At 64.9% G+C, this 13,442-nt stretch carries 13 protein-coding genes; 1 reads left to right on the top strand and 12 read right to left on the bottom strand.

Going from position 1 to position 13,442, the window contains the following annotated elements:
- Positions 1-195: 195 nt before the first annotated feature.
- The 8 genes from rpe to GWG65_RS16400 form a co-directional block, all read right to left on the bottom strand.
- Positions 196-933 carry a ribulose-phosphate 3-epimerase gene (rpe, locus tag GWG65_RS16435; RefSeq protein ID WP_275196614.1) on the bottom strand — a complete coding sequence of 246 codons (738 nt, stop codon included), beginning with the start codon at positions 931-933 and terminating at the stop codon, positions 196-198.
- A complete protein-coding gene (cbbX, locus tag GWG65_RS16430; protein WP_275196613.1) occupies positions 930-1,862 on the bottom strand; it encodes a CbbX protein in 933 nt (310 codons plus the stop codon). The genes rpe and cbbX overlap by 4 nt, the downstream gene beginning before the upstream one ends.
- 98 nt (positions 1,863-1,960) lie before the next feature.
- Positions 1,961-2,368: a ribulose bisphosphate carboxylase small subunit gene (locus GWG65_RS16425; protein WP_247383029.1), complete on the bottom strand. Its 408-nt coding sequence runs from the start codon at positions 2,366-2,368 to the stop codon at positions 1,961-1,963.
- An 11-nt stretch (positions 2,369-2,379) separates the two neighbouring features.
- Positions 2,380-3,840, bottom strand: coding sequence for a form I ribulose bisphosphate carboxylase large subunit (locus GWG65_RS16420; RefSeq protein WP_148741586.1), 1,461 nt, complete (start codon positions 3,838-3,840; stop codon positions 2,380-2,382).
- Positions 3,841-3,882: 42 nt separating this feature from the next.
- Positions 3,883-4,968 carry a class II fructose-bisphosphate aldolase gene (fba, locus tag GWG65_RS16415; RefSeq protein ID WP_275196612.1) on the bottom strand — a complete coding sequence of 362 codons (1,086 nt, stop codon included), beginning with the start codon at positions 4,966-4,968 and terminating at the stop codon, positions 3,883-3,885.
- 11 nt (positions 4,969-4,979) lie between these two features.
- A complete protein-coding gene (tkt, locus tag GWG65_RS16410; RefSeq protein WP_275196611.1) occupies positions 4,980-7,004 on the bottom strand; it encodes a transketolase in 2,025 nt (674 codons plus the stop codon).
- Between the two features lie 16 nt (positions 7,005-7,020).
- Positions 7,021-7,896, bottom strand: a complete 876-nt coding sequence (locus tag GWG65_RS16405; protein WP_275196610.1) for a phosphoribulokinase — start codon at positions 7,894-7,896, stop codon at positions 7,021-7,023.
- An 11-nt stretch (positions 7,897-7,907) separates the two neighbouring features.
- On the bottom strand, positions 7,908-8,945 hold the full coding sequence (locus tag GWG65_RS16400) for a class 1 fructose-bisphosphatase (protein ID WP_275196609.1): 1,038 nt from the start codon (positions 8,943-8,945) through the stop codon (positions 7,908-7,910).
- Positions 8,946-9,064: 119 nt separating this feature from the next.
- Here GWG65_RS16400 and GWG65_RS16395 point away from each other — a divergent pair, with 119 nt between their 5' ends.
- Positions 9,065-10,036 (top strand): LysR family transcriptional regulator, encoded by a 972-nt coding sequence (locus GWG65_RS16395; RefSeq protein ID WP_275196608.1) that lies wholly within the window; start codon positions 9,065-9,067, stop codon positions 10,034-10,036.
- Between the two features lie 301 nt (positions 10,037-10,337).
- Here the strand turns inward: GWG65_RS16395 and GWG65_RS16390 are convergent, their stop codons facing one another.
- The 4 genes from GWG65_RS16390 to GWG65_RS16375 all read right to left on the bottom strand — a co-directional run bounded on the left by GWG65_RS16390 (position 10,338) and on the right by GWG65_RS16375 (position 13,035).
- Complete coding sequence (locus tag GWG65_RS16390; protein WP_275196607.1) at positions 10,338-10,535, bottom strand: hypothetical protein; 198 nt, start codon at positions 10,533-10,535, stop codon at positions 10,338-10,340.
- 140 nt (positions 10,536-10,675) lie between these two features.
- On the bottom strand, positions 10,676-11,095 hold the full coding sequence (locus GWG65_RS16385; RefSeq protein ID WP_275196606.1) for a DUF4118 domain-containing protein: 420 nt from the start codon (positions 11,093-11,095) through the stop codon (positions 10,676-10,678).
- 135 nt (positions 11,096-11,230) lie between these two features.
- Positions 11,231-12,430 carry an MFS transporter gene (locus tag GWG65_RS16380; protein WP_275196605.1) on the bottom strand — a complete coding sequence of 400 codons (1,200 nt, stop codon included), beginning with the start codon at positions 12,428-12,430 and terminating at the stop codon, positions 11,231-11,233.
- Between the two features lie 50 nt (positions 12,431-12,480).
- Positions 12,481-13,035, bottom strand: a complete 555-nt coding sequence (locus GWG65_RS16375) for a TetR/AcrR family transcriptional regulator (protein WP_275196604.1) — start codon at positions 13,033-13,035, stop codon at positions 12,481-12,483.
- Positions 13,036-13,442: the final 407 nt, after the last annotated feature.

Here is a 13,442-nt window from a genome sequence, read left to right as displayed (position 1 = left end):
AAACGCGCGTGAGGACTTTAGTTCCAATCGGCGCAGGCCCTGCGCCGTGGAACATGGCTCACCCGGCCAGCGAGCTAGGCGTAGAGCCGGCGCTCGACGTTCACGCCGATCAGATCGAGCGGAAACTTCCGTAGAACCGCGGAGAAGGTGGCGCGCCTTGGCACAACTGGCCGCCTGGTGCACGGCTCCCGTCGTCTACCGGAGGCGCGCGCTTTCGCCGGCGCGCATCGGCTGTGTGGAACTATCTGGCAGCTTTCGAACCCGGCCTGCCTCGGCGGCGATGCGGATGGCTGCAATGTTGCCGGCATAGTCGGCACTGCCGTTGCCGCGAAACACGGCCGAACCCGCGACCAGCGTATCGGCGCCCGCGGCGGCAACGGCAGCGGCATTGTCGCGCGTGATGCCGCCATCGACCTCGAGCCGGATCGGCCGGTCGCCGATCATCGCTCGAATACGCCTGATCTTCTCGAGCTGGGATTCGAGAAAGGACTGGCCGCCAAAGCCCGGATTGACCGTCATCACCAGCACGAGATCGATGCGGTCGAGCACATATTCGATCACGCTCTCGGGGGTCGCCGGACACAGGCTGACGCCGGCCTGCTTGCCGAGTGCGCGAATGGCCTGGAGCGAGCGGTCGAGATGGACGCCGGCTTCGGCATGCACCGTGATGACATCGGCGCCCGCCTTCGCGAAGGCCTCCAGATAAGGATCGGCCGGCGCAATCATGAGATGGACGTCGAAGACCTTTTTCGTCAGCGGCCGGATCGCCTTGATGACGTCGGCGCCATAACTGATGTTCGGCACGAAGTGTCCGTCCATCACGTCGCAGTGAATCCAGTCGGCGCCGGCCGCATCGATGGCTGCGATCTCCTCGCCGAGACGCGCGAAATCCGCAGCCAGGATCGACGGCGCAATGAGTATTTCTCTGGTCATGGCTTTGCACTCCGCAGATCGACACCGCCGCTGAAGACACGGCTCCCCAGCACGTCGGCGGGATCGATCCTTTCGAGGTCCGCGACATCGAGCATGCGGTCGAGATCGGAGACCAGCCGATCGGCCTGCCGCAACCGGATGCGGTCGACCGCGTTGCGGATCGAGCGCGCATTGGAGAAGAACGGCTGGGTCCGGCGCAATTCGATGTATTTCTCGAAGGCCTCGCGCGCGGCGGCCGAGAAGCGATAACCGCGCTCTCTAAGCATCAGCTCCGCGATGACGAGAAGCTCGGCCTCCCCATAGTCCGGGAAGTCGATGTGATGCGCGATACGCGAGCGGAAGCCGGGATTGCTGGCAAAGAAGCTCGTCATCCGCTCGCCATAGCCGGCAAGGATCACGACGAGGTCCTCGCGCTGGTTCTCCATCACCTGGAGCAGGATCTCGATCGCCTCCTGACCATAGTCGCGCTCGTTGTCGGGCCGATGCAGGTAATAGGCCTCGTCGATGAAAAGCACGCCGCCCATCGCCTTCTTCAATATCTCTTTGGTTTTCGGCGCGGTATGGCCGATATACTGGCCGACGAGATCGTCGCGCGTCACCGAGATCACCTGCCCGCGCCGCACGAAGCCGAGGCCGTGCAGAATTTTCGCCATGCGCAGCGCCACCGTGGTCTTGCCGGTGCCGGGATTACCGGTGAACGACATGTGCAGCGTCGGCGGCGCGGAGGCCAGGCCCGCACGCTGGCGGATGCGTTCGATCAACAGGAGCGAGGCGATCTGGCGCACGCGGTTCTTGACCGGCCTCAAGCCAACCAGCTCCTGCTCGAGCTGTTGCAGCGTGTCCGTGATTCCGGCCGCTTCAGCTTCCTTGCGGAGATCAAACCTGGTCTCGCCGCCTTCGGTGGTCGTTGCATGGGGCACATCGAGCATCGGCACCTCGAAGAAAAGGGCTTCGCCGCGGGGGAGCGGCGAAGCAGTGGTCCGCCAAGGATACGGAGCAGGGAGCGCTCCGCGCGGAGAGGAAGGGATTATTGCGAGGCGTGGGCAGCCGGCTTTCGTACAGTGGTGTACCGGATCGCGCGCCCGCCAACCTCCTGCCGCACCAGCTCGAACTCGGCCTCCTGCGGCGGTCGGTTGACCAGAAAGGAGATCCGCACCGATTCCCAGCCATGGCTTGAGTCGAAGCCGCTGATACGGATGTAACGGTCGCCGTACACCCTACGGCACTCGGCGAGCTCCATCATCACGCCAGCAGCGTCCTGGAGATCGAACATCGGCAGACCCCACATCTCCCAATAAGTGTTGCGGGGATGCGGATCGTCAGTGAATTCGATGTTCACCGCCCAGCCATTGGCCAGGCAATATTGCACCTGCTTCGTGATCTGGTCGTCGGTCAGATCGGGCAGGAACGAGAAGCACCCTTGCGTCAGCTTCATCTCATGTCTCCTCAAACGGTTTCCAACGCGGTCGGCACGAAGTCCGGCGTGTCGGTGGATTGATAGTTGAAAGTGACGTCCTTCCAGACCTCGAGCGCTGCCTTGAGCGGCGTGCAGGTCTCGGCCGCCCTGGCCAGGATCTCCGGACCTTCATGGACATAGTCGCGGCCCTCGTTGCGCGCGAGGATCATCGCCTCAAGGGCGACGCGATTGGCGATCGCACCGGCCGCAATCCCCATGGGGTGGCCAATCGTGCCGCCGCCGAACTGGAGCACCACATCCTCTCCTAACAAGTCGAGCAGCTGATGCATCTGGCCGGCATGGATGCCGCCCGAGGCCACTGGCATCATCTTGTTCAGGCTCGCCCAGGACTGGTCGAAAAACAGGCCGTGCTCGAGCTTCATCGGATTGAAGTCCTCGCGGCAGACATCGTAGTAGCCGCGCGTGGTGTTGGGATCGCCCTCGAGCTTGCCGACCACCGTGCCGGCATGGATGTGGTCGACGCCGGCAAGCCGCATCCATTTGGCGATGACGCGGAACGATACGCCGTGGCTCTTCTGCCGCGTATAGGTCGAGTGGCCGGCACGGTGCAGATGCAGGATCATGTCGTTGCGGCGCGCCCATTTCGCCATCGACTGGATCGCGGTGTAGCCGATCACCAGATCGATCATGACGATGCACGATCCGAGCTCCTTGGCGAACTCCGCACGCTCGTACATGTCCTCCATGGTCCCGGCGGTGATGTTGAGATAGGTTCCCTTCACCTCGCCCGAGGCGGCCTGCGCACGATTCACGGCCTCCATGCAGTAAAGGAAGCGATCGCGCCAGTGCATGAACGGCTGCGAGTTGATGTTCTCGTCGTCCTTGGTGAAATCGAGCCCGCCCTTCAGCGCCTCGTAGACCACGCGGCCGTAATTGCGGCCGGACAGACCGAGCTTTGGCTTTATCGTCGCGCCCAGCAGCGGCCGGCCGAACTTGTCGAGCCGTTCGCGCTCGACCACGATGCCGGTCGCCGGCCCCTGGAACGTCTTCACATAGGCGACCGGGAAGCGCATGTCCTCGAGGCGCAGCGCCTTCAGCGGCTTGAAGCCGAAGACGTTGCCGATGATCGAGGCGGAGAGGTTGGCGATCGACCCGGACTCGAACAGGTCGAGGTCATAGGCGATGTAGGCAAAGTATGAATCCGGCGAGCCCGGCACAGGATCGACGCGATAGCATTTTGCACGGTACTTCTCCGCCGCGGTCAGGCGATCGGTCCACACCACCGTCCAGGTTGCGGTCGAAGATTCGCCGGCGACTGCAGCGGACGCTTCGATCGGGTCGACCCCCTCCTGCGGCGTCACGCGGAACAGCGCGATGACGTCGGTGTCCTTCGGCACATAGTCTGGCTCCCAATAGCCCATGCGCTTGTATTCCATGACGCCAGAGCGATAGCGCTCTTTGCCGCGGACCGTGCCGGTATGTGCGTTCATGACTCTCTCCTCGTTTCTCTCTCTTTTGCTCTTCTGAAAAGCTCAGGCCGCGACGGGCTCGCGCGCATCGATCCGCGGATCGAGTTCACCGGCGCGGTAGCGCCGCGCCATCTCGCTCATGGGGACCACCTTGATCTTGCTGGCCTGGCCTGCGGTGCCGAACTGCTCGAACCGTTCGCGGCACAGATCACGCATCGCATCCAGCGCCGGCTTGAGGAACTTTCGCGGATCGAATTCGGATGGCGCCTGCGCGGCAACTTTGCGGAACACCGCCGTCATCGCCAGCCGGCAGTCAGTATCGATATTGACCTTGCGCACGCCGCTCTTGATGCCGCGGACAATCTCCTCTACCGGCACGCCCCAGGTCTGCGGCATCTCGCCACCGAACTGGTTGAACATGTCCTGCAGCGGCTGCGGCACCGAGGATGATCCATGCATCACAAGGTGCGTGTTCGGCAGCCGGCGATGGATCTCCTCGACTACCCGCATCGCCAGGATGTCGCCATCCGGCTTGCGGCTGAACTTGTAAGCGCCGTGCGAGGTGCCCATGGCGATGGCAAGCGCATCGACTTTTGTTGCCCGGACGAAATCGACGGCCTGGTCGGGATCGGTCAGCAACTGGTCGTGACTGACCTTGCCTTCGACACCGTGACCGTCCTCCTGCTCGCTGCCGCCGTGCTCCAGGGAACCGAGCACGCCGAGCTCGCCCTCGACCGACGCGCCGACCCAGTGGGCGAGATCGACCACGCGGCGCGTGATCGCGACGTTGTAGTCGTAATCCGCCGCGGTCTTGGCATCGGCCTTGAGCGAGCCGTCCATCATCACCGAGGTGAAGCCGTGCGCGATCGCGGACGCACACGTCGCCTCGTCATTGCCGTGGTCCTGGTGCATGCACAGGGGAATGTCAGGATAGGTCCGCTCCAGCGCATCGATCATGTGCGAGAGCATGAGATCGCCGGCATAGCTGCGCGCGCCACGCGAGGCCTGGATGATCACGGGCGCATCGACCTCGGCCGCAGCCTGCATGATCGCGATGCCCTGCTCCATATTGTTGATGTTGAACGCCGGCACCGCGTAGCCGTGGTGAGCTGCATGGTCGAGCAATTGCCGAAGGGTGATACGTGCCACGAGATGTCCTCCTATTGTGTCTTGCCTGCGCGGGCGATCGCCCTCCGGGCGGTGTCCGCGATGCCTTGCGAGGTGATGCCGAATTCGCGGTAGAGCACGGGCGCCGGCGCCGAGGCGCCGAAGCCGCGCATGCCGACGAACTCACCATCGGCACCGAGCCAGCGTGGCCAGTCGCCGGGCATGGCGGCCTCGATGCCGATGCGCGGCACGGCGCCGAGAACCTCGGCGCGGTAGTCCTCCGGCTGTTCCTCGAACAGGGCGAAGCAAGGCGCGGAGACCACGGCCGCGCGGACGTGTTCGGTCGCAAGCAGGCGGGCCGCTTCCAACGCGATCGACACTTCCGAGCCGGTCGCGATCAGCGTCACATCACGGCCGCCATCCGGCGTGACCACGAGATAGGCACCGCGCGCCACGCGATTCCTGCCGCGGGCATCGCTGCGGAAGGTCGGCAGCGCCTGGCGCGACAGGCACAGCACGGAGGGACGATCCTCAGCCCCGAGCGCGCAGTCCCAGGCTTCCAGCGTTTCCACCGCATCCGCAGGACGGAACACCAGAAGGTTCGGAATGACGCGCAACGCGGCGAGATGCTCGACCGGCTGGTGCGTCGGGCCGTCCTCGCCAAGACCAATGGAGTCGTGGGTCATCACATGGATGACCCGCAGCCGCATCAGCGCTGCTAGGCGGATCGCCGGCCGGCTGTAGTCGGAAAAGGCGAGGAACGTGCCGCCATAAGGAATGAAGCCGCCATGCAGCGCGAGGCCGTTCATCGCGGCGGCCATACCGTGCTCGCGAATTCCGTAGTGGATGTAGTCGCCTGCAAATGCGCCGCGCGTGACGGGCGTCTGCGCTTTGGCGTGCGTCAGGTTCGAATGGGTCAGGTCCGCCGAGCCGCCGACCAGGCCGGGGATTGTCCCGGCGATGCCGTCGAGCACCTGTTGCGAGGCCTGCCGGGTCGCCAGCTTCGGACGCTCGGTGGCAAACCGCTCGCGCAATTTCGCCGCTGCCAGCGCATAGGCGGACGGAAGCGCAACGGCCTTGCCCTCGACGAACAGGTCGCGCTGCTCGGGCGCCGCGCATTCATAGCGATCGAGCCAGGCCAGACGCGCCACTTGCCCGCGCTGGCCGATCATCCGCCATGCCTTCAGGATCGGGATCGGCACCACGAACGGCTGATAGTCCCAGCCGAGCGTTCGCCGCGCCGCGGCCGCCTGTTCAGGGCCGAGCGGGGCGCCATGCGCCTTCTCGGTGCCCTGGCGATCCGGTGCGCCATAGCCGATGATGGTGCGACAGGCGATCAGTGACGGCCGTGTGGTTTCGCGCTCTTCGGCAATCGCCTGCGCGATCGCCTCGGGATCGTGCCCGTCGATGCGGCGCACCGACCAGCCGGAGGCGGCGAAGCGCGCGAGCTGGTCGTCCGACGTCGCGAGCGAGGTCGGCCCGTCGATCGAGATGCCGTTGTCGTCGAACAGCAGGATCAGCCGGGACAATTGCAGATGGCCCGCCAGCGAGATCGCCTCCTGGCTGATGCCCTCCATCAGACAGCCGTCGCCGGCGATCACATAGGTGAAGTGATCGACCAGACCATCGCCGTGCCGCGCATTGGCCATGCGCTCGGCGAGCGCCATGCCGACAGCGGTCGCGATCCCCTGCCCCAGCGGCCCCGTCGTGGTCTCGACGCCCGGTGTGTGGCCGTATTCGGGATGGCCCGGCGTCTTTGAGCCCCACTGCCGAAACGCCTTGATGTCGTCGAGGCTGACATCGCCACCAGTGAGATGGAGCAGCGCGTAGAGCAGCATCGAGCCGTGGCCCGCGGACAGCACGAAGCGATCACGGTCCGGCCAGTTCGGATGCGCCGAGTCGAATTTCAGGAACCGCGAGAACAGCACTGTCGCGACGTCTGCCATGCCCATGGGCAAGCCGGGATGGCCGGACTGCGAGGTCTCGATGGCGTCGATCGCGAGAAAGCGGACCGCGTTGGCGAGATCGTTGTGGCTGACCGCGTAGAGGTCGGCTTCGGCATGGACGGAGATGTTCATCGGATTCTCTCCTTGTTCACTTCAAATTTCGCTTGCGCTCGATCAGCTGCATGATCAGCGGCGTCAGGATGAGTTGCATTGCGAGGTCAAGCTTCGCGCCCGGGCAGACAATGGAGTTCGCGCGCGACATGAAGCTGTGCGGCAGCATCGAGAGCAGATAGGGGAAGTCGATGCCGCGCGGGTTCTTGAACCGGATCACGACCATCGATTCGTCCGGCGTCGGAATCCAGCGCGCGATGAACGGATTTGAAGTGTCAACCGTCGGCACGCGTTGGAAGTTGATGTCGGTGTCGGTGAATTGCGGACATATGTAGTGGATGTAGTCCGGCATGCGCCGCAAAATGGTGTCGGTGACGGCCTCGGTCGAATAGCCGCGAGCGCTGCGGTCGCGGTGCAGCTTCTGGATCCACTCGAGATTGATGACGGGCACGACCCCGATCTTGAGGTCGGCGTAGCGCGCGACATTGACCTTGTCGGTGACGACGGCGCCGTGCAGACCTTCGTAGAACAGCAGATCCGAATTTTCGGGTAGCCGCTCCCATTCGGTGAAGGTGCCGGGAGGCGCGCCGTGCAGCGCCGACTCTTCAGCGTCATGGACGTAGTGCCGCGTCGTCGCAGTGCCGGTCTCGCCATAGTCGCGGAACGCGCGCTCCAGTTCCTCGAACAGGTTGGTCTCGGGGCTGAAATGACTGAAATGCCTGTTGCCGCGCTCGGCCTCCTTGGCCATTTGCGTGCGCATTTCGGTGCGGTCGTAGCGATGAAACGCGTCGCCCTCGATGTAGACGGCGTTGACGCGTTCGCGGAAGAAGATCTGCTCGAACGTCTTCTTGACCGAGGTCGTGCCCGCGCCGGAGGAGCCGGTGATGGAGATGATCGGATGCTTCCTGGACATGTCCTATCTCCTCACAGCCGAAAGAAGCCGCGCCGCGCGAACAAGGGTGCGGAGACGCTTGCGACCAGCAGCGGATCGCAATGCAGTTCTGCGACGCGCTGCACCGCGTTGCTCGATCCCATGATCAGCGGCACGCGCTGGTGCAGGCTTTCCGCTGACAGCTCGAGGATGCGCTCGCGCCCGGTCGAGGCGGAGCCGCCGGCCTGCTCGATGATCATGGCCATCGGGTGCGCCTCGTAGGTGAGGCGCAGGCGGCCGTCGCCATAGCCGGGGCGCGCGTCGGACGGATAGAGAAAGACGCCGCCGCGGGTGAGGATCCGATAGGCCTCCGCAACCAGCGAGCCGATCCAGCGCATGTTGAAGTCATGGTTGGCCGGCCCATCAACACCGGCGAGGCACTCATCCACGAAGGCACGCACCGGCGGATCCCAATGCCGGCGGTTGGAGCCGTTGATCGCGAACTCGTCGCAGGCCTCGGAAATCTGCACGGCGCTGCGCGCCAGACGAAAGCCTGCGGACCTGCGGTCGTAAGTGAAGATGTCGACGCCGTCACCGAGTGTCAGCACCAGCGAGGTCTGTGGGCCGTAGGTGACGAAGCCCGCCGCAAGCTGCGCCGAGCCGCGCTGATGGAAGGCGAGCGCGAGATCGTCCGGCGCCGGCAGGATCGAGAAAATCGTGCCGACGGTCATGTTGATGTCGATGTTGGAAGAGCCGTCGAGCGGATCGAAGGCGACGCAGATTTTCGCCTCGCGGTCGCCGAGCTGCGGTTCGCGCATCTCCTCCGAGGCGAGCGCCGCAATCGGCAGCTTGCCGAGATAGCTGCGCAGGATCGCATCCGCCTGGACGTCGAGGTTACGCTGGAGATCGCCGTCGCTGTTGCGCCCGGTCGTCAGGCCCGATGCGTCTGCGAGATCTCCGGTGCCGATCAGGTCGGCGATCTCGATGGCGGCCGCCGCGATGGCATCGACCGCGGCTGCGACCGCTAGCGCGTGGGGTGCGGTCTCGGAATACCGCTGAAGGTGGTCGTCCAGCTTGAGTTGCCCGGTCATGTGCGTCCATCCCTTGCAGGCGCCGTCTCCAGTTCCCTCCGCGGCGCGGAGGTCGGTGCGGTCGATCCAGCATCAGGAGATTGACAGGGGTGGCTTAATAAGGAAAATTTCTAATCATAATGACTGCCAAAGAATTATCTTATAATACTCGCCTGGTGGCGCAGCTCCGGCATCTCACGATTCGGCAGCTACGCTCGCTTGCGGCGCTCTCGGCGAAGGGCAGCGTCACGGCGGCCTCGAGCCATCTCGGGCTGACGCAACCGGCGGTCACCCAGCAGCTGCGCCAGCTTCAGGATCTCGCAGGCCTGCCGCTGGTGCAGCGGACCGGCGACGGCATGCTGCTGACGGAGGCAGGCAGGGAGGTTCTCACGCTCGCCGAGCGCGTCGAAGCCGCAATCGCCGACTGCCAGGGCGCGCTCGACCTGCTCGCGGGGCGAACCGGCGGCACGGTGCATCTCGGCGCGGTCTCGACCGCAAAATATTTCGTGCCGCACGCGATCGCGGCATTCTCGAAGCGGTATCCGAAGATCGAGATCAAGCTCACCATCGGCAATCGCGAGGAGATCCGCGAGGCCATGCACGGCTACGACCTCGACTTCGCCGTGATGGGTCGGCCACCGGCCGACGTCAGCGTCGACGTCCGCCAGCTCGGGCGCAATCCGCATATCATCGTCGCCCGCAAGGGGCACTGGCTGGAGAAGGATGCCGGCCTCAGCCTGACCGATCTTGTGCACGAGACCTTCCTCACCCGAGAGCCGGGATCCGGCACGCGCACGCTGATGGAGGGCATGTTCCAGAAGTCGGATCTGGAGCCGATCATCGGCATGGAGATGAGCAGCAACGAGACCATCAAGCAGGCCGTGATCGCCGGGCTTGGCATCGCCTTCATCTCGGCCCACACCGTGGCGCATGAGCTCACCGAGGGCCGTCTCATCGTGCTCGACGTCGCAGGCCTGCCGATCGTGCGGCAATGGTACGTGATCCGCCGCAGCGACAAGGTGCTGCTGCCGCCGGCGCAGGCGATGTTCGATTTTCTTGGCTCGGAGGGCTCGAACTATCTGCCTGAGGTACCCGAACTCGGCGGGCGATAGCTCGCCGACGTTCAGCCCATCAGCTTCATCGCCACCGTCGCGGCCAGGATGACGATGATCTGGAGCAAACGCTCAGTCGTGAAGATGCGGTTGAAGGTGGTCATCGCGTGCCCCCGGCCGACGTAGCTTCGTGGTCAGCGCCTTGCTAGCACACGCAAGCACCGAGACAACTCCGTAGTTGCCACCGTCTGCTTGGATCCGCCCGCTCGCGGGGCTTGCACATGACGGTTTCCGGGAGAGACGGTCGACCCATCTCGCAAGATCAGATCCGCGCCTGTACGACCGCAGTGATGGTTAACGATCAGGCAGCGCGCTGGACGGCGTGGTCCGCACGGCTGGCGAAATAGGCTTCCAGCTCCCTCAATGCCCGTGCTTCCCACTCCCCGGCCTGCTCCAGCAGCGACCAGCTCTGGCTCGGCCGGAAGACGGCGGTCTGGCGATAGAGCGATGCGATCCCGCGATAGCGGCGCACGTTCTCCAAAATGGCCTGGCCGTTCATGTTTCGAAAACTCCCTCGTCTTTCCCGCGGGAGAAATTGCGGCCAAATCTTTTTCGAAAAGTTAGCGGCGCAGGCGAACCGCGCGAATGGTTGCCGGACTGTTGCACCGGCGCAACGCGTCCCGCTCGCGCCAGGCCCTTTTATTGCGAATTCGTTGGCGCGCTCTCGCCAGGCGCCCTCAACCCGCCGCGGCTGATCATCGCCATGGTCTCGCGGCAGAGATCGGCAAGGCCAATCAGCAGCACGGCGAGCAGAAAGAACAGGTTGATTGAATCGGTATTGGCGCTGGTCAACGGATTGAACTCGAAGAACGGCGGCATGAATGCCCACCACACCACCGGAACGGTGAGCACCGCCGCGAACACCGCAGCCGGCGCGCCGGCGAGAATTCCGACCACGAAGATGCTGGGAAGGAAGGCCGCGAAGTAAAGTTTTGCGCCGAGCACGACGCAGATGCCCTGAACCGTGGCCGACACGGCCACGATCGCCAATCCGAGCACGAACGCCTGCCACGACCATGGCCGTACTTGCGGCACGCCGAACGGTTCCGCACGCTCCATAAGCCTCCCCCTGCCACCTGTTGACCAGGCCCGATTACGACCAAAGTACAACAGCGGCGAGCAAACCGCGAGGCGGAAATCGCAGCCACGAGGTCTTGGTAAACGGCCGCGGCGTACAACGTGGTCGTCCGCCCGCTACTCGGTGGCGGCATACAGCAAGCCCGCAACCGGCAAGGCGAGCCCAATCCCGGATGCCAGCGTCCAGCCGCCTTGCGCGAAGGCCCAGGCGCCGAGCGCGGAGCCGGCAGCGCCGGCGGCGAAGAACGTCGCCATGTAGAGGCCGTTGAGGCGGCTGCGGTGCGCGTGCCCGAGCCCGAAGATGGCGCGGAATCCCAGCACAACATTGCCTTGCACGCCGAAATCGATGGCGATGGCGGCGGCGACCAGGCAGGCGAGATTGAGCGCGGATCCGGCCGCGCCGAAATACGTGATCAGGAAGCCCACGGCGACGAGCAGCATCGCCACCAGGGTTGCCACGCGGCTGTGACCGCGATCGGCCAATCGCCCCGCGATCGGTGCCGCAAACACACCGGCGACGCCTGCGAGGGCGAACAGCGCGATGCCGCGCTGGGAGAAGCCGAATGCGCTCGCGAGCTGCAGCGGCGCCACCGTCCAGAACAGCGTGAAGGCGCCGAACAGGCTGGCCTGATAGAGCGCGCGGCGCCGCAGCAGCGGCGTGGTGCGCACCAGATGCGGCATCGACAGCAGCAACTCGCCATAATGCATGCGCGCGACCGGCTTTCGCTTGGGCAGCGTCATCCAGAGCGCTGCGGCAAGCGCGACCATCAGCGCGGCCGAGCCGAAGAACACCGCGTGCCACGACAGGGCCGCGGTGACGAAGCTCGATACCGGGCGCGCCAGCATGATGCCGAGCATCAGGCCGGTCGAGACATTGCCGACGACGCGGCCGCGGATGGCCTCGGGCGCCAGGTGCGCCGCATAGGGAATGATGATCTGCACCGCGACCGAGCCGAGCCCGATGAACAGCGCGGCAATCAGGAACGGCAACGCATGGCTGGCGAACGCGGCGGCGAGCAACGCCGCGGCGCCGAGCGCGATGACGGAGCAGATCAGCGTGCGATTCTCGACGAGATCGCCAAGCGGCACGATCAGCAGCAGCCCGGTGCCATAGCCGATCTGCGTCATGGTGACGATCAGCCCGGCTGCGGCATGCGACAGGCCGAGCGCGGCGCTGATCGGGCCGATCAACGGCTGGGCATAGTAGATGTTGGCGGCGACCATGCCACAGGCCGCGGCAAGCACCAAGGTCAGTCGCTGCGACACCGCATCCGGCGCGGGCGCGGGCACGGTTTCGATCGTGGCATTCATCGTCATTTCACGGGCTCCAGAGATAGGAAACGCTCGTTCCCTAATAAGGCAAGAATTCACGCGAGCAGCTTCATCGCGACGCCGACCAGGCGCTCGCCGTCGAGCGGCAGGCGCGCCTTGCCGACGACGCGCAAGCCCTGCGTGATGCAGATCATCAGCCGCGCAGTGTCGTCGGCTTCGACGTGGGCAGGGATCGAGCCGTCGGCCTGCCCCTCGCGAATGAGGCCGGCGATGAAGTTTTCGTTGGTCTTGAGCTGCGCGTTGACGCGCGCGCCGACCATTGGATCGAGCGCGGAGAGCTCGACAGCACTGCCGACCACGAGACAGCCGCGTCGTCCCTCGCTGCCCTGGGAGTGCTCGACATGGGACAGCAGCACGTGACGCAGCCGCTCCCGCCCATTGGTGCCCTTCGCCGCGGCATTGCGGGTCTGCTCCTGGCGCAGCGCCACGTAGCGCTCGAAGGCGGCGAGGAACACGGCATGCTTGTCGCGAAACGCCTTGTAGACGCTGCCGGTCGCAAGCCGCATCGCCGCGGTGAGGTCGCCGATCGACGTCGCATGATAACCGCGCTCGCGAAACACCCGCACGGCCCTGTCCAGCGCGGTGTCCATGTCGAACTCGCGGGGACGGCCCGGCGAACGGGCAACAGACTGGGATCGGCGGGTGGCTTTTCGCATTGCGGGATAATAGGGAATGATTGTTTCCGAATCAAGGCAATTGGTTGTGATTGGGGTTGGGGTCTGAGGTTGGGAAGCAATCCAGTCTGCGGCCGCGGAAAGACTCTGGATTGCTTCGCTGCGCTGGCAATAACGGAGTGTGAGGCGGCAGCTCCTCATCCTGAGGAGCGCATCTTCGCGCGTCTCGAAGGATGGAGGCCCGGCCGGTGGCCTCGCCCTTCGAGACGCCGCGCGAAGAGCGCGGCTCGCGAAACGTGACGACGTGCGATCGCCCCTCTTGGGTGAGCCGGATGGGCGACACATACGCCGTTTCCGAATTTCGGTAAAACGGAATATCTTGC

Origin of the sequence: Bradyrhizobium sp. CSA207 (assembly GCF_029051685.1) — a bacterium.
Taxonomy (GTDB): Bacteria; Pseudomonadota; Alphaproteobacteria; order Rhizobiales; family Xanthobacteraceae; genus Bradyrhizobium.
This window is presented reverse-complemented; position numbering and strand designations above follow the sequence as displayed.